20 protein-coding genes are annotated in these 15,861 nt (G+C 62.3%); 15 read left to right on the forward strand and 5 right to left on the reverse strand.

All coding sequences use genetic code 11. The annotated features are described in order from the left end of the window. Window positions 1-267 precede the first annotated feature (267 nt). A complete protein-coding gene (locus LRS11_RS08850; protein ID WP_260496469.1) occupies window positions 268-654 on the forward strand; it encodes a DUF3302 domain-containing protein in 387 nt (128 codons plus the stop codon). A gap of 3 nt (window positions 655-657) precedes the next feature. Next, complete coding sequence (locus tag LRS11_RS08855) at window positions 658-1,617, forward strand: HlyD family secretion protein (protein WP_260496470.1); 960 nt, start codon at window positions 658-660, stop codon at window positions 1,615-1,617. Window positions 1,618-1,689: 72 nt separating this feature from the next. On the opposite strand, the gene LRS11_RS08860 is transcribed toward LRS11_RS08855, so the two are convergent. Both LRS11_RS08860 and LRS11_RS08865 read right to left on the reverse strand, forming a co-directional pair. Beyond that, window positions 1,690-2,001, reverse strand: coding sequence for a DUF2388 domain-containing protein (locus LRS11_RS08860; RefSeq protein ID WP_260496471.1), 312 nt, complete (start codon window positions 1,999-2,001; stop codon window positions 1,690-1,692). 63 nt (window positions 2,002-2,064) lie between these two features. Then, complete coding sequence (locus LRS11_RS08865; RefSeq protein WP_260496472.1) at window positions 2,065-2,736, reverse strand: DUF3313 domain-containing protein; 672 nt, start codon at window positions 2,734-2,736, stop codon at window positions 2,065-2,067. A 271-nt stretch (window positions 2,737-3,007) separates the two neighbouring features. On the opposite strand from LRS11_RS08865, the gene LRS11_RS08870 reads away from it, so the two are divergent. From LRS11_RS08870 to LRS11_RS08905, 8 genes are all read left to right on the forward strand, one after another. Beyond that, on the forward strand, window positions 3,008-3,334 hold the full coding sequence (locus LRS11_RS08870; protein WP_260496473.1) for a TraR/DksA family transcriptional regulator: 327 nt from the start codon (window positions 3,008-3,010) through the stop codon (window positions 3,332-3,334). Window positions 3,335-3,413: 79 nt separating this feature from the next. Next, window positions 3,414-5,867: a Lon protease family protein gene (locus tag LRS11_RS08875; protein WP_260496474.1), complete on the forward strand. Its 2,454-nt coding sequence runs from the start codon at window positions 3,414-3,416 to the stop codon at window positions 5,865-5,867. A gap of 187 nt (window positions 5,868-6,054) precedes the next feature. Continuing rightward, window positions 6,055-6,396 carry a hypothetical protein gene (locus LRS11_RS08880; protein WP_260496475.1) on the forward strand — a complete coding sequence of 114 codons (342 nt, stop codon included), beginning with the start codon at window positions 6,055-6,057 and terminating at the stop codon, window positions 6,394-6,396. A gap of 192 nt (window positions 6,397-6,588) precedes the next feature. Further along, the gene (locus tag LRS11_RS08885; protein WP_260496476.1) at window positions 6,589-7,083 is read left to right on the forward strand and encodes a TIGR00645 family protein; all 495 of its coding nucleotides are present in this window, start codon (window positions 6,589-6,591) and stop codon (window positions 7,081-7,083) included. Between the two features lie 137 nt (window positions 7,084-7,220). Further along, window positions 7,221-7,526, forward strand: a complete 306-nt coding sequence (locus LRS11_RS08890; RefSeq protein ID WP_260496477.1) for a DUF6482 family protein — start codon at window positions 7,221-7,223, stop codon at window positions 7,524-7,526. Continuing rightward, window positions 7,520-9,058, forward strand: coding sequence for a cryptochrome/photolyase family protein (locus tag LRS11_RS08895; protein WP_260496889.1), 1,539 nt, complete (start codon window positions 7,520-7,522; stop codon window positions 9,056-9,058). Before LRS11_RS08890 ends, LRS11_RS08895 begins: the two co-directional genes overlap by 7 nt. Next, the gene (locus LRS11_RS08900) at window positions 9,055-9,201 is read left to right on the forward strand and encodes a DUF2256 domain-containing protein (protein ID WP_260496478.1); all 147 of its coding nucleotides are present in this window, start codon (window positions 9,055-9,057) and stop codon (window positions 9,199-9,201) included. Before LRS11_RS08895 ends, LRS11_RS08900 begins: the two co-directional genes overlap by 4 nt. Window positions 9,202-9,256: 55 nt before the next feature. After that, the gene (locus LRS11_RS08905; RefSeq protein WP_260496479.1) at window positions 9,257-9,886 is read left to right on the forward strand and encodes an FKBP-type peptidyl-prolyl cis-trans isomerase; all 630 of its coding nucleotides are present in this window, start codon (window positions 9,257-9,259) and stop codon (window positions 9,884-9,886) included. Window positions 9,887-10,064: 178 nt separating this feature from the next. On the opposite strand, the gene LRS11_RS08910 is transcribed toward LRS11_RS08905, so the two are convergent. Together LRS11_RS08910 and LRS11_RS08915 are read right to left on the reverse strand one after the other, a co-directional pair. Beyond that, a complete protein-coding gene (locus tag LRS11_RS08910) occupies window positions 10,065-10,307 on the reverse strand; it encodes a hypothetical protein (protein WP_260496480.1) in 243 nt (80 codons plus the stop codon). 134 nt (window positions 10,308-10,441) lie between these two features. Further along, complete coding sequence (locus LRS11_RS08915; RefSeq protein ID WP_260496481.1) at window positions 10,442-11,410, reverse strand: polyprenyl synthetase family protein; 969 nt, start codon at window positions 11,408-11,410, stop codon at window positions 10,442-10,444. A gap of 304 nt (window positions 11,411-11,714) precedes the next feature. On the opposite strand from LRS11_RS08915, the gene rplU reads away from it, so the two are divergent. From rplU to LRS11_RS08940, 5 genes are all read left to right on the forward strand, one after another. After that, on the forward strand, window positions 11,715-12,026 hold the full coding sequence (rplU, locus tag LRS11_RS08920; RefSeq protein ID WP_182832023.1) for a 50S ribosomal protein L21: 312 nt from the start codon (window positions 11,715-11,717) through the stop codon (window positions 12,024-12,026). A 23-nt stretch (window positions 12,027-12,049) separates the two neighbouring features. Further along, entirely contained in the window at window positions 12,050-12,307 is a 258-nt protein-coding gene (rpmA, locus tag LRS11_RS08925; RefSeq protein WP_160488875.1) for a 50S ribosomal protein L27, read from the forward strand. Between the two features lie 106 nt (window positions 12,308-12,413). Then, window positions 12,414-13,640 (forward strand): Obg family GTPase CgtA, encoded by a 1,227-nt coding sequence (cgtA, locus tag LRS11_RS08930; RefSeq protein ID WP_260496482.1) that lies wholly within the window; start codon window positions 12,414-12,416, stop codon window positions 13,638-13,640. A 61-nt stretch (window positions 13,641-13,701) separates the two neighbouring features. Then, complete coding sequence (gene proB / locus LRS11_RS08935; protein WP_260496483.1) at window positions 13,702-14,820, forward strand: glutamate 5-kinase; 1,119 nt, start codon at window positions 13,702-13,704, stop codon at window positions 14,818-14,820. An 11-nt stretch (window positions 14,821-14,831) separates the two neighbouring features. After that, complete coding sequence (locus tag LRS11_RS08940) at window positions 14,832-15,293, forward strand: CreA family protein (protein WP_260496484.1); 462 nt, start codon at window positions 14,832-14,834, stop codon at window positions 15,291-15,293. A 102-nt stretch (window positions 15,294-15,395) separates the two neighbouring features. Here the strand turns inward: LRS11_RS08940 and rpsT are convergent, their stop codons facing one another. Further along, window positions 15,396-15,668 carry a 30S ribosomal protein S20 gene (gene rpsT, locus LRS11_RS08945; RefSeq protein WP_173209473.1) on the reverse strand — a complete coding sequence of 91 codons (273 nt, stop codon included), beginning with the start codon at window positions 15,666-15,668 and terminating at the stop codon, window positions 15,396-15,398. Window positions 15,669-15,861: the final 193 nt, after the last annotated feature.

Below are 15,861 nucleotides of genomic sequence, written 5' to 3' on the forward strand. Positions count from 1 at the left end.
GCTAGCCCCCATGGCCTTGCAGAACGGTCTGGCTTTGGTGTTGCGCTGGGGCGCCGTTTACTGCGTGCCATTTATTGGTACGGGCGTCCCTTGCCTTATGGAATGTAGTGCGCAATCTCCAACTAGCAAGCGCGCAGAAAGCTATTGAAAGTTGGCTTGACCTGCGTCATGTCGACTCTGCGGCTGGTGCGGGTATTGCTCGCCTTGCACTGGCTTGGCTGCTAGCCTCAGGCGCATGTATGCGTGTTGATAACTGGGGGCAGGGAAATGCTGGACTACGTGGCACTGGGGATTCTGATTTTCGTCGGCATCGTGCTGTTCTATGGGGTGATCGTCATTCATGACATCCCCTACGAAATAGCCGTGCACCGCAAGCATCCGCAACAGGATGCGATTCTGGTGGCGGGCTGGGTCAGCCTGTTCACCCTGCATGTGATCTGGCCGTTCCTGTGGATCTGGGCAACCTTGTACCGGGAGGATCGCGGTTGGGGCTTTTCCACCGGCGAGTCTGCGCAGAGCCCGCGTCTGCAGGCGCTGGAGCAGCAGGTCGGGGCCATACAGCAGCGCCTCGATGTGCTTGCCAGTAGCAGCGCGCCGAGCGTGGTTGACGCCCCCGCGGCACCGGTTGCACCCACGCCGCAGCAGGAGGGCTGAGCCATGGATTTGTTGTTGATCCTGACCTACACCGCCATCTGCGTCGTCATCTTCAAGGTCTTCAAGATTCCGCTGAACAAGTGGACCGTGCCTACGGCCATGCTCGGTGGCATCGTGCTGATCGGCAGCCTGATCTTCCTGATGAACTACAACCATCCCTATTCGGAAGTGTCGCGCAGCTACTTCGTCAGCACGCCGATCGTGCCGGCAGTCAGCGGCCAGGTGATCGAGGTGCCGGTGCAGGGCAACCGGCTCATGGAAAAGGGCGAGGTGCTGTTCCGCATCGACCCGACACCGTTCGAAAATCGGGTGAAGTCGTTCAAGGCGCAACTGGTTTCGGCCAGGGCCGATCAGTTCCGCGCCCGCGAGCTGGCCAAGCGCAATGTGGGTAATCGGCGTGATGTCGATATAACCACGGCGCGGGTCGATGACCTGCAGGCGCAGCTCAATATCGCTCAGTTCGAACTGGACAATACGGTGGTGCGGGCGCCCTCGCGCGGTTATGTCACCCAGGTGACGCTGCGTCCCGGTATCTACGCGGTGAAGATGCCGCTACGCCCGGCGATGATCTTCGTGCCCCACGAGGATTATTCCTATGTGGCCTGGATGCGGCAGAACAGCCAACTGCGCCTGAGCACGGGCGATGATGCCGAGATCGCTTTCGATGGCCTGCCGGGGCAGGTATTCAAGGCGCGGGTGAAGATGGTGCTGCCGGTGATTGCCGAAGGCCAGTTGCAGCCCTCGGGCAACCTGATGGGCTTTACCGGTTCGCCGCCGGCCGGCCGGGTGCCGGTGGTGCTGGAAGTGATCGATCCGGCCTTCGAGCCTTACCGCGACCTGATGCCGGGCGGCTCTTATGGCCAGGCTGCGCTCTATACCGAGCATTTCCATCATGTGGCGGTGATGCGCAAGATTCTGCTGCGCATGTCGTCCTGGATGAACTACTTCTTCCCGTTCCACTAAGTACAAAGGCCCCGTCGCCGGATATGCCGTGTCAGGCATATCCGGCGACGGGGCCTTTTTTGCGTGTCGCTTTCAGCGCGCCAGCATGGCCTGCGCCAGTTGCATGTCGCTGGCTTCGCCAGTGGGGTAGTGCGTGCGGGCATGGCGGAGGGCGACTTCGAGGAAGGCGCCGCGTATTTCGCCCTGGCTGGCGACGAAACTGGCGGCGTCGTCCTGTGCCTGCAGGATGATCTTGTCATCCTTGAACGACGAGGACGTGGCATCGCTGGTGCCACCAATCGACTCGATCGTGGTGTCGGTAGTGACCACGAAGCTGGTGGCCATGGCCAGCGGGCTGCAGAGCAGGCCCAGGATGGTCAGGTAATGTGCGGGTTTAAGGCGCATGGTGGTTCTCCTTGCCGTTGTTTAGGCTCCGCCCATTTTTAGAGTAGGCGGAACGCGTGGGATTCACTGCTTGGCGCGCAGTTGTTCGAGAGACAGGCGCATGTCGGTGGCCCAGCCATCAATGACCGGCTTCACATCGCTGGCGCTGAGCACCTGTTTGCTGTTTTCCAGGCTGGTGCCTGCGCCCTTGCGTACTACTTCGGCGACCACCTTGCTGCTGCCACCGTCGACGAAGGAAGCTTCGGTGGCGATTTCCACTGTCTGGTCGCGCTGGCCAGCGGCGGTGGTCGCGGCAGCCAGTACCAGGGCAATCGGGATCACTTCATAGGGTTGCAGGCCTTCGGTTTCCGCCGACACGGCGGTGATGGCCGGGCGAATGATCAAGGCCGAGCTGGTTGGCGCGTCGGCGATGCTAATTACCTTGCCCAGTTCGCGCCTCAGGGCCTGGTCGTAGTAGCGGGTGACGTCGTTCAGGGTGGCCTGCGGGATGCGCGAGTTGGGCTGCGGGCGCGGATGGAACTGGCTGGGCTCGATATACACCTGGGTATAGCGACTGATGTCCAGATTCGGATCGACCCAGCGCGCCACCTTGACCCCACTCGGGCTGGTCTGCTCGCTCAGGCGGTTGTAGTCCTGCAGAAAGCCCGAGTACTGGGCGGGCTCCACCAGCGTGCTGGCGCAGCCGGAAAGCAGCAGGCTGGCGGTCAGCAGGGATGTAGCAAGGCACTTGGTCATGTAGAGCTCCTGATGGTGGTTTTTCTTAGTGATTGCTGATGGCCTGGCTTGCCCCCTGGCCTGAAAAGCTGGGGGCTATATTGCTGCAAGCATAGTGAGCTGTTTGGGCAATGCCAGGTCTCACCGGTAGCTTGATGTGCTGAGATGACGCTGTGATTGACGGGTATCAATAAGCGGCAGCCTGCCGGGCTTACCGGGCCTGTGCTTGACGGCTATCAGTGCAAGCGGCAAAGAAATGGCCACACTGATGGAAACTATCACGGAGTTTGCCATGACTACCTTCGATCCGCGCGCCGCTCTAGATCAACTGTTCGCCGAGTACAGCAAGCGTGCCAATTCGATTCGTCGTGACCTCGGCCTGCCCCATCAGGCCGATTTTGCCGAGCAGGCCCAGGAACGGCAGAACGATGAAGTGCTGGAAGCCCTGCTGGCCGAGGCCGCGGCCGGATTGCGCCAGGTCGGCCTGGCGCGCCAGCGTCTCGACGAGGGCCGCTATGGCGACTGCCTGCGCTGTGGTGAGCCGATTAATCCGGCGCGCCTGGCCGCGTTACCGACCGCCGAGTGTTGCCTGGCTTGTGCGGAAAAACCGCCCACTTGATGCCTTGCCAGCAGCGTCAGGGCGGCGCCAGAATGAGTCCAACTTTCCGCGGTGTTGTACCGCCCGATAAGGACTTCCGATGCCCGAATCCTTCGCTGCCGGCCTGCACCTGGCGCCTGATGACCTGACCCGCCCCTTCGCTCCTGAACAGTTCAACTTCACCACCACCGACGATCTGGAGTTCTTCCGCGGCGTGCTGGGCCAGGAGCGTGCGGTCGAGGCCCTGCAGTTCGGCGTGGCGATGCCGCGCCCCGGTTACAACGTGTTCGTCATGGGCGAGCCGGGCACCGGGCGCTTCTCCTTCGTCAAACGCTACCTCAAGGCCGAAGGCAAACGTCTGGCCACCCCGGTCGACCGGGTCTACGTCAACCACTTCGACGAGCCGCGCGAGCCGCGCGCGCTGGAGCTGCCGCCGGGCACGGCGGGCACCTTCATCAGCGACATCGGCCACCTGCTCGACAACCTGCTGTCGACCTTCCCTGCGGTGTTCGAGACGCCGAGCTACCAACAGAAGAAAAGTGCCATCGATCGCGTGTTCAACCAGCGCTACGACAAGGCCCTGGATGTAGTCGAGCGCCTGGCCCTGGAAAAGGAAGTGGCGCTGTACCGCGATAGCAGCAATATCGCCTTCACCCCGATGAAAGACGGCAAGGCCCTCGACGAAGCCGAGTTCGCCCAGCTGCCGGAAGCCGAGCGCGAGCGCTTCCATACCGATATCGCGGCCCTGGAAGAACGCCTGAATGAAGAGCTGACCGGCCTGCCGCAGTGGAAGCGCGAGCTGAGCAACCAGTTGCGCCAGCTCAACGAGGAAACCATCACCCTGGCCCTGCAGCCGCTGCTGGCGCCGCTGTCGGAGCAATACGCGGAGAATGCTGGGGTCTGCGCCTACCTGCAGGCGGTGCAGGTCAACCTGCTGAAGACCGTGGTCGATCAACTGGTCGATGAGAAGCCCGATGGCCAGCGTCGCGAAATGCTCGAAGAGCAGTATTCCCCGAGCCTGGTGGTCGACCATCACGTCGACGGCGGCGCTCCCGTGGTGTTCGAGTCGCACCCGACCTACGACAACCTGTTCGGCCGCATCGAATACAGCACCGACCAGGGCGCGCTCTACACCAGCTACCGGCAGCTGCGCCCAGGCGCCCTGCATCGGGCCAACGGTGGTTTCCTGATCCTCGAGGCGGAGAAGATGCTTGGCGAGCCGTTCGTCTGGGATGCGCTCAAGCGCGCCCTGCAATCGCGCCAGCTGAAGATGGAATCGCCACTCGGCGACCTCGGCCGCATCGCCACTGTGACCCTGACCCCGCAAGTGATCCCGCTGCACCTCAAGGTGGTGATCATCGGCTCGCGCCAGCTGTATTACACCCTGCAGGACCTCGACCCGGACTTTCAGGAGATGTTCCGCGTACTGGTCGACTTCGACGAGGACATCCCGCTGGCCGATGACAGCCTGGAGCAGTTCGCCCAGCTGATGAAGACCCGCACCTCGGAAGAGGGCATGGCGCCGCTCACCGCCGCCGCCGTGGCGCGCCTGGCGACCTACAGCGCCCGCCTGGCCGAGCACCAGGGGCGCCTGTCGGCGCGAATTGGCGACCTGTTCCAGCTGGTCAGCGAGGCGGACTTCATCCGCAACCTGGCCGGTGATGCGGTGACCGATTCCGGCCATATCGAGCGCGCGCTGAAGGCCAAGGCCACGCGTACGGGCCGCGTGTCGGCGCGGATCATCGACGACATGCTGGCCGGCATCATCCTGATCGACACCGCCGGCGCCGCCGTGGGCAAGTGCAACGGCCTGACCGTGCTGGAAGTCGGCGACTCGGCCTTCGGCGTACCGGCGCGCATCTCCGCCACGGTCTATCCGGGCAGCAGCGGCATCGTCGACATCGAGGGCGAGGTCAACCTCGGCCAGCCGATCCACTCCAAGGGGGTGATGATCCTCACCGGCTTCCTCGGCAGCCGCTACGCCCAGGAGTTCCCCCTGGAGATCTCCGCGAGCATTGCCCTGGAACAATCCTACGGTTACGTCGACGGCGACAGCGCCTCGCTCGGCGAGGTCTGCACGCTGATCTCGGCCCTGTCGCGCACGCCGCTCAAGCAGTGCTTCGCCATCACCGGTTCGATCAACCAGTTCGGCGAGGTGCAGGCCATCGGTGGGGTCAACGAGAAGATCGAAGGTTTCTTCCGCCTGTGCGAGGCCCGCGGCCTGACCGGCGAGCAGGGGGTGATCATCCCGCACTCCAACGTCAGCAACCTGATGCTTGATGAGCGCGTGCTGCAGGCGGTGCGTGGCGGTATGTTCCACGTCTATGCCGTGCGCCAGGTCGACGAGGCGCTCAGCCTGCTGGTTGGCGAGGCGGCGGGCAGCCCGGATGAACAGGGCCAGTTCCCGGAAGGCAGCGTCAATGCGCGGGTGGTCGAGCGCCTGCGCAGCATTGCCGAGATGGGCATGGAGGAAGAGGAGAAACCGGCGGAAGAGGCCAAGCCCAAGGAAATCAAGGCGAGGGCCAAACCGGCGGCGAAAAAGCCCAAGGAATGACGACGCAGCCTGCCGACAACTGGTCAGTCACTGACCAGTTCGGTGGCGGCCACGGGGCATGCTGTTCGGGGCTGCTTTCCCCCGCTCCATCCACAGAGTTATCCACAGTGCGCGGGGATAACTTTTACCTTCCCCGCGCGTGGGGCGGGGTGTAGGCTGAAAGTCAGACCTTGCGAGGATCGCCGCCATGCCGCGCAGCCTCTGCCTCACCCGTCAGTGCCTGGGCCTGACCACCCGTATCGAGTGCGTGATTCGTCCGCTGGCCGGTGAACGTGGCCTGTGGACGCTGCTCTGTGCGGCCGGAATGTCGGGCGCCCAACCTTCCGCGATCAAGGCGCAGGGCCCATTCCACGGGCCTTTCGTGGCCGAAGCAGTGCTCGATTCGATTGCCCAGTGCCTGGCTGTGCAAGGTTATGTCGAGTGCACGGAGCCGCAGATCTGGCGCCTGCACCTGCAGGCCGAACTGCGCCGTTTGAATGGCGAGCATTGCCGTCATGTCGGCGATTACCAGTTCCGTCCGGAAAGCTGATCACCCCACTGCACGCTTTTTGCGCAATGTACGCTAGCCGGCACATGGGCTGGCCTGCAGCCATCCGCCCCAACCTTGCGCACAAGGTTATCCACAGCAGCCGGGGATAAACCCTGCAAAGCTTTCGCGCCTTTGTCCGGCAGGGCTGGCTGGGTATACTCGCGGCCGGATTTTCTGACTTGGTGAGAGCTCATGGAACGCTTTATCGAGAACGCGATGTACGCGTCGCGCTGGCTGTTGGCCCCCATCTATTTCGGTCTGTCCCTGGCCCTGCTGGCCCTGGCGCTGAAGTTCTTCCAAGAGGTCTATCACATCCTTCCGCAGGTATTTGCCCTGGAGGAGGCCGCGCTGATTCTCAAGTTGCTGTCGCTGATCGACATGGCTCTGGTCGGCGGCCTGCTGGTGATGGTGATGATTTCCGGCTACGAGAACTTCGTCTCCCAGCTGGACATCGACGACGGCAAGGAGAAGCTCAGCTGGCTGGGCAAAATGGACTCCGGCTCGCTGAAGATGAAGGTGGCCGCCTCCATCGTGGCGATTTCCTCGATTCACCTGCTCAAGGTGTTCATGGATGCCAAGAACTACGATCCGGATCATCTGATGTGGTATGTGATCATCCATATGACCTTCGTGGTGTCGGCCTTCGCCATGGGCTACTTGGACAAGCTGACCAAGCACGACCACTGATCCGCTGCTTGCGCGTCAATCGCCGCCCGGCCGTTGCATAACGGACGGGCGGTTTCATTTCTACCTTGCGTCAGTCTTTTATTGTACAAAAATTATATTTGTACATATTCTTGTATAAGATTGATGCGAGGCGCGCCATGAGACTGTTCGATCTGCTAGCCCATGCCCAAGCCGGGCATGTCGATGAGTTGAACCTTATCTCCCTCGAAGGCGGCATCTATGTGCTGGAAGTGCGCATGGATGGCCAAACGCTGCCGGTCAAGGACGAGCACGGCAAGACCCTGCACCTGCGCTCCGTGGAGCATGCCCGCGATGTATTGCGCGAGCTGCCGCGGTTGCCCTTCCATCTGGTGCACGCCGAGGTGCATGACGAGATGTGCGGCATGCCGCCTGCCGCCAGCGAGCCGCTGCGGGTGCCGATCTCGATGAACAACGCCTGGTGAGTGGCCCGCGTCTGGCCCTGGTGCTGGGCGATCAGCTGTCCTTCGACCTGGCTTGCCTGGCGGCGCTGGACCCGGCACAAGATGCCGTGCTGCTGGCCGAGGTGATGGAGGAGGCCAGTCATGTTGCCCATCACCCGCAGAAGATCGCGCTGATCTTCAGTGCCATGCGGCACTTTGCCGAGGCGTTGCGCGAGCAGGGCTGGTGCGTGCATTACGTGCGCCTGGATGATCAGGGTAACAGCGGTTCGATCGCGACTGAGCTGCGCCGTTGGGCGACACAGCTGCAGCCTGCCGAAGTGCATGTCACCGAATGTGGCGACTGGCGGCTGGAGCAGTCGTTGCGTGACAGCGGCTTGCCGCTGGTGTGGCACGCGGACGCGCGCTTTCTCTGCAGTCGAAGCGAGTTCGCCGACTGGGCCAGCGGCAAGAAGCAGCTGCGCATGGAGTATTTCTACCGCGAGATGCGCCGCAAGGGCGGTTGGCTGCTGAATGGCGACGGCAGCCCGGTGGGCGGTACGTGGAATTTCGATGCGGAGAACCGCAAGGCGCTGCCGAAGCAGCTCAAGGCGCCCATGGTGGCGAGCTTTGCGCGGGATGCGATCACCTGCGAGGTGTTGCAGCTGGTGGCGCTGCGCTTCGCTCATCACTACGGCAGCCTGGAGCGCTTCGATTACCCGGTAACCCATGCCGAAGCCGAGGCGCTGTGGCTGCACTTTCTCGATTTCGCCCTGCCGGCCTTCGGCGACTATCAGGATGCCATGGCCACGGGCGAGCCCTTTCTGTTCCACGCGCGCATCAGTGCGGCATTGAATATCGGCCTGCTCGATCTGCGTCGCCTCTGTGCGGATGTCGAGTCGGCCTATTGGGCGGGGCGCGTGCCGCTGAATGCAGCGGAAGGGTTTATTCGCCAGTTGATCGGCTGGCGCGAATATGTGCGGGGCATTTACTGGCTGCACATGCCTGGCTACGCCCAGTGCAATGCCTTCGGCAACACCCGGCCGCTGCCGGAGTTCTACTGGACCGGCAAGACCCGGATGAACTGCATGCGTCAGGCCATCGGGCAGACGCTCGAATACGCCTATGCCCACCATATCCAACGGCTGATGGTCACCGGCAACTTCGCCCTGCTCGCCGGCATCGCCCCGCAGCAGGTCTGTGACTGGTATCTGGCGGTGTACATGGATGCCTTCGACTGGGTCGAGTTGCCCAATACCCTCGGTATGGTCATGCATGCCGATGGCGGCTATCTGGGCTCCAAGCCCTATTGCGCCAGCGGCCAGTACATCAAGCGGATGTCCGACTACTGCGGCGATTGTGCCTACAAGGTCACTCAGAGCACCGGTGAGCAGGCCTGCCCGTTCAATGCGCTGTACTGGCACTTCCTGATGCGCCACCGCGAGCAGTTGGGGCGCAACCAGCGCCTGGGCATGGTCTACAAGAACCTCGAGCGCATGCCCGAGGCCAAGCAGCAGGCGTTGTGGCAGCGCGGCGAGCAACTGCTGGCGCAGCTGGATGCCGGGGAAGTGCTGTGAAGAAGGCCGCATTGCCGGTGAAGCACTGTGCGGTATGCGGTTTACCCTTCAACTGGCGCAAGAAGTGGAGCCGTTGTTGGGCTGAGGTGCGTTACTGCTCCGAGCGTTGCCGACGAAATCGAACCACCGCGGTGGGGTCATGAATGACGGCCTGTGCTAGGCTGGCCGCCCTTTTTTGTCCGCTAGTGGAGCTCGGCCATGTCCGAAGTCAATCTGTCCAACGATCTGTCCACCGACGAAGGCCGCGTCAGCTACGGCATCGGCCGTCAGCTGGGTGACCAGCTGCGTGACAACCCACCGCCGGGCGTCAGCCTGAATGCGGTGATCGCCGGTCTGCGTGACGCTTTCAATGGCCAGCCCAGCCAGGTCTCTTCGGAGGAGCTGAATGCCAGCTTCCGAGTGATCCGCGAAATCATGCAGGCCGAAGCTGCCGCCAAGGCCGAAGCGGCTGCCGGCGCCGGGCGTGCCTACCTGGTCGAGAACGCCAAGCGTGATGGCGTGACCGTGCTGGAATCCGGCCTGCAGTACGAAGTACTGGTTGCCGGCGAGGGCGCCAAGCCGTCCCGCGAAGATCATGTGCGCACCCACTACCATGGCACCCTGATCGACGGCACCGTGTTTGACAGCTCCTACGAGCGCGGTCAGCCGGCCGAGTTTCCGGTGGGCGGCGTGATCGCCGGCTGGGTCGAGGCCCTGCAGCTGATGAACACCGGCAGCAAATGGCGCCTGCACGTGCCGAGCGAGCTGGCCTATGGTGGCCAGGACGTCGGCAGCATTCCGCCGCACAGCGTGCTGGTGTTTGACGTAGAGCTGCTCGACATCCTGTAAGTCGAGCGCTGGTAAAAAGCGATGCCCGGCCGGTAGTCCTGACTGGCCGGGCATCAGCAGGCGCCTCGTTGCACCTGCGCATGTGAGCTTCCGCGGTCGCTCCCATGCTTTCCCGGCCCTTCCCTGGGCAGGGTTCTTGCCCGGCAGATTAGCCGTCGTTGGCTAACGGCCGGCGTCTTCAGTGCATCTCGCCGTGCGGCCGCAGCGCGCGGGCATAGCAGAACAGAAACAGGTTACGCACCAGCTCTTTGAGCACCACCGGCTCGTTGGAGTTGAGGCTGGTCAGATCCAGATCGCCCTGGTCGCGCAGCTCGTCGATGGCTTCCTCTTCCAGTACCGCACACACCGCTCCGGTTTCCCGATTGAGAATGCGCAGGTAGGGGTGCGGGCGATCCAGCCAAGCATCGATCAAATAGGTCATGGCTCTCTCTCCTTGTCACTAAACCATGAGATGAGAATAATTCCTATTCAAATAATAGCAAGCTTTAATGACGGCCTTTGGTCGGCAAATAAAAAGCCCGTCACGAGGACGGGCTTTTTAGCGTGCCGTGCGGCTTAGTGGGTGCGAGCGACGGCGAAGCGGCACAGTTCGATCAGGGCGGCGCGGTAGGCGTTGTCTGGCAGGCTGTCGAGGCAGGCAATGGCGCGATCGGCGTGCTCGCGGGCCAGGCTGGCGGTGTAGGCCAGGGCGCCGGAGGCTTCGACGGCGGCGCGGATGCTTTCCAGGTCGTCGAGACCGCCTTTCTGGATCGCCGTACGCACCAGGCTGGCCTGTTCGGCAGAGCCTTCGCGCATGGTGTAGATCAGCGGCAGGGTCGGCTTGCCTTCGGCCAGGTCGTCACCGACGTTTTTGCCCAGGGTGGCGGCGTCGCCCTGATAGTCGAGCAGGTCATCGACCAGCTGGAAGGCGATGCCGAGGTGGTCACCGAAGCGGCTCAGGGCTTCGCTCTGCGCCTGGCTGGCGCCGGCCAGGGCGGCGGCGCTGTGGGTCGAGGCGTCGAAGAGCATGGCGGTCTTGCCGCGGATGACTTCCATGTAGGTCTCTTCCGTGGTGCTGGCATCACGGATCTTCGACAGCTGCAGCACTTCGCCTTCGGCGATCACCCGGGTGGCGCGCGAGAGAATCTTCATCACCGGCATACAGCCGAGCTCGACCATCATTTCGAACGAGCGCGAATAAAGGAAGTCACCGACCAGCACGCTCGGTGCGTTGCCCCACTGCGCGTTGGCGGTGGCGCGGCCGCGGCGCATGCCGGACATGTCGACCACGTCGTCATGCAGCAGGGTGGCGGTGTGCAGGAATTCGATGGTCGCCGCCAGCAGGCGCAGATCGTCGGCCTGGTAGCCCAGGGCCTTGCCGCTGAGCAGCACCAGCAGTGGGCGTAGGCGTTTGCCGCCGGCGGAGATGATGTAGTCGCCGATCTTTTCCACCAGGGGCACGCGCGAGACCAGCTGGCGGCGGATAATCCCGTCGACGGCGGCAAAATCGTCCGCCACCACGCTATAGAAGGCCTGGGGTTGCATCGTTGACGGGGGCTCCTGGGAATTGTGCCGGTATAGGTCACAACGGGGTGACGGGCAAAAGCTATGCCGAACCGGGCGCTATCGGGCTGCGCGGCATGCTAGGGGGCGGGGTAGGGGCTGTCAAGGCAAGTGCTGGCGGGGCTTGCCTCGCCATCGGGCTTTCCGTACAATCGCGGCCCCTAACTTCTTTGGGCACTCCCTGCCTTACGCAATTGCTAGGGTTTGACACTGACCCAAGCAGCCATGCCGGCCAATAACTCTTCCTATAAAGAGTCGGGTGAGCAGGTTTAACGGAGAGATATCCATGTACGCAGTAATTGTTACCGGTGGCAAGCAGTACAAAGTCGCCGAAGGTGAATTCCTCAAGATCGAAAAGCTGGAAGTCGCCACTGGCGAATCCGTGACTTTCGACCGCGTTCTGCTGATCGGCAACGGTGATGACGTCAAAATCGGCGCCCCGGTAGTAGAGGGTGCGAAGGTTGTTGCTGAAGTGACCGCCCAAGGCCGTCATGACAAAGTGACCATCATCAAGTTCCGCCGTCGTAAGCACCACATGAAGCGTCAGGGCCACCGTCAGTGGTTCACCGAAATCAAGATCACTGGCATCCAAGCCTGATCCCAGTCTGGAGTATTTGACTCATGGCACACAAAAAAGCTGGCGGTAGTACTCGTAACGGCCGCGACTCAGAAAGCAAACGCCTTGGCGTGAAGATGTATGGCAGCCAGGCTATCAAAGCCGGCAACATCATCGTGCGTCAGCGCGGCACCCAATTCCACGCTGGCTACGGCGTTGGCATGGGTAAAGACCACACCCTGTTCGCTAAAGTCGATGGCGTGGTCAAGTTCGAAGTTAAAGGCGCCTTCGGTCGTCGTTACGTGAGTGTCGTGGCCGCCTAAGCCCGCGCTTGCTGAAAAAGCCCTGTCTCGCGACGGGGCTTTTTTGTTTCTGTATATCCTGTATCCCGTGTTCCATTAGCCCGTCGCCGAGACGGGAGGCGTACCCATGAAATTCGTCGATGAAGTTTCGATTTTTGTAAAAGCCGGCGACGGCGGTAACGGCATGATGAGCTTTCGTCGTGAGAAGTTCATCGAGAAGGGTGGCCCCAACGGCGGCGATGGCGGTGATGGCGGCTCCATCTTCATGGAGGCCGATCCGAACCTGAATACCCTGGTCGACTATCGCTACACGCGCCGTTTCAATGCGCGCAATGGCGAGAAGGGTGGCAGCACCGAGTGTACCGGTGCCAAGGGTGAGGATCTGATCCTGCCGGTGCCGGTCGGCACCACGGTGATCGATGCCAGTACCCAGGAAATCATTGGCGACCTGACCAAGCCGGGTCAGCGCCTGATGGTGGCGCAGGGTGGTTGGCACGGGCTGGGCAACACCCGCTTCAAGTCCAGCACCAACCGTGCGCCGCGCCAGACAACGCCGGGCAAACCGGGTGAGTCGCGCGATCTCAAGCTGGAGCTGAAGGTGCTGGCCGATGTCGGTCTGCTCGGCCTGCCGAACGCCGGCAAGAGTACCTTCATTCGCTCGGTGTCGGCGGCCAAGCCGAAGGTGGCGGATTATCCTTTCACCACCCTGGTGCCGAACCTGGGTGTGGTCAGCGTCGGCCGCTACAAGAGTTTCGTGGTGGCTGACATTCCGGGCCTGATCGAGGGGGCTTCCGAAGGTGCTGGTCTGGGCATTCGTTTCCTCAAGCACCTGGCGCGTACCCGTCTGTTGCTGCATCTGGTCGATATGGCGCCGCTGGATCAGAGCGATCCGGCTGAGGCGGCCGCAGTGATTATTCATGAGCTGGAGAAATTCAGTCCGGCCCTGGCCGATCGCGACCGCTGGCTGGTGCTGAACAAGGCCGACCAGCTGCTCGATGACGAGCGCGAGGAGCGCATGCGTGCGGTGATCGAGCATCTGGACTGGGACGGCCCGGTGTTTGTCATCTCCGCGCTGGAGAGTGAGGGCACCGAGGCGCTGAGTCAGGCGATCATGCGCTATCTCGACGAGCGCGAGCTGCGCAAGGTCGAGGAGCCGGCTTATGCTGAAGAGCTGGCCGAGCTGGATCGGCGTATCGAGGGTGAGGCGCGTGCCCGTCTGCAGGCGCTGGACGACAAGCGTGCGCTGCGCAAGGCGGGGCTGAAAAGTGTCGATGACATCAGTGATGACGATGTCTGGGATGATGACTTTGAAGATGACGAAGATGGTCCGGAGATCATCTACGTTCGCGATTGAGGTATCGTACAGCGCCGCTAGATAGCGGCGTTGTGCTGACTGGCCAGTAGGATTTGACGACATGCGGGACAAGGTGACTGGCGCCCAGCGCTGGGTGGTGAAGATCGGTAGTGCGCTGCTGACGGCGGACGGGCGTGGCCTGGATCGCGCGGCGATGGCGGTGTGGGTCGAGCAGATGGTGGCGTTGCGCGAGGCGGGCGTCGAGCTGGTGCTGGTGTCGTCCGGGGCGGTTGCCGCGGGCATGAGTCGCCTGGGCTGGGCGACCCGTCCGAGTGCCATCCATGAGTTGCAGGCCGCAGCGGCGGTGGGGCAGATGGGTCTGGTGCAGGCCTGGGAGTCGAGCTTCGGCGAGCACGGCAAGCACACGGCGCAAGTGCTGTTGACCCATGACGACCTGTCCGATCGCAAGCGCTACCTGAATGCGCGCAGCACCCTGCGTACCCTGGTCGAGCTCGGCACTATCCCGGTGATCAACGAGAACGACACGGTGGTCACCGACGAGATCCGTTTCGGTGACAACGACACCCTGGCGGCGCTGGTGGCCAATCTGGTTGAGGCTGATCTGCTGGTGATCCTCACCGATCGCGATGGCATGTTCGATGCCGACCCGCGGCACAATCCCGATGCTCAGCTGATTTTCGAGGCGCGCGCCGACGATCCGTCGCTGGATGCGGTGGCGGGCGGTACCGGTGGTGCGCTGGGGCGTGGCGGTATGCAGACCAAGCTGCGTGCGGCGCGGCTGGCAGCGCGTTCCGGGGCCTATACGGTGATTGTTGGTGGGCGCATCGAGCGGGTGCTCGATCGGCTCAAGGCGGGCGAGCGTCTCGGCACCTTGCTGGCGCCCGAGCGCGGTCTGCTGGCGGCGCGCAAACAGTGGCTGGCCGGGCATCTGCAGACCCGTGGCACCCTGGTGCTGGATGCGGGTGCGGTCAAGGCCTTGCTGGAGGATCGCAAGAGCCTGCTGCCGGTTGGGGTCAAGGAAGTGCAGGGCAGCTTCCGGCGTGGCGAGATGGTGGTTTGCGTCGCTCCGGATGGTCGTGAGATTGCCCGTGGCCTGGCCAACTACAGCGCCCTGGAAGCGCAGAAGATTGTCGGTCAGCCGTCGGATGCCATCGAGAAATTGCTCGGTTATGTCGATGAGCCCGAGCTGGTGCATCGGGACAACCTGATTCTGGTCTGAGGAGAGCGCAAATGCGTATGGCGAAGGGATTGCTGGGTGGTTTGCTGATGCTGCCGCTGCTGGTTTCGGCCGAAGAAATCGGCGAGGTCTCCACGGTGTTCAAGTGGGTCGGGCCGAACGACAAGATAGTGGTCGAGGCGTTCGATGACCCCAAGGTCGAGGGTGTGACCTGCTATCTGTCGCGTGCGAAGACCGGTGGGGTCAAGGGTGGTCTGGGTTTGGCTGAAGATCGTGCCGAGGCGTCCATCGCTTGCCGTCAGGTCGGTGCTATCCGCTTCTCCGGCAAGCTCAAGGATGGTGAAGAGGTGTTCAAGGAGCGCACTTCGCTGGTGTTCAAGACCATGCAGGTGGTGCGTTTCTTCGATGAGAAGCGCAATACCCTGGTTTATCTGGTGTATAGCGATCGCATCATTGAGGGCAGTCCGCAGAATGCGGTGACCGCCATTCCGATTCTGCCCTGGGCGGGGCAGTAGTCGGATAAAAAACAACCGGAGCTGGGCTCCGGTTTTTTGTGTCTGGCGAATCGCAGGCAATAAAAAAACCGGCCGAAGCCGGTTTTTTAGGAGCGGTACATCTTAGGCGGCGGTAGCCATTGCCTTGATGTGACCGTTCAGGCGGCTCTTGTGACGAGCGGCTTTGTTCTTGTGGATGATGCCTTTGTCGGCCATGCGGTCGATTACAGGCACAGCCAGAACGTAAGCGGTTTGCGCTTTTTCCAGGTCTTTGGCGTCGATAGCCTTGACCACGTTCTTGATGTAGGTACGAACCATGGAGCGCAGGCTGGCGTTATGGCTACGACGCTTCTCAGCCTGTTTGGCGCGTTTTTTGGCAGAAGGTGTATTGGCCACCGTCAAGCTCCTCGAAAAAAAACTGGGGGGGATAGCAACAAATAAGGCCGCGAATCATGCCGAGGCGCTGGGCATCTGTCAAGTGCATTAGCACTCTGCTCTGCTGGCCTGACCAGTGGCTGGCCGTTACACTCGGAGCCTTTCTACGCCAGCGGGCAAACCCTGGCTGTGTCCGTCAGCGGAAGTCGAAGTA

The organism is Pseudomonas sp. J452, assembly GCF_024666525.1.
GTDB lineage: Bacteria > Pseudomonadota > Gammaproteobacteria > Pseudomonadales > Pseudomonadaceae > Aquipseudomonas.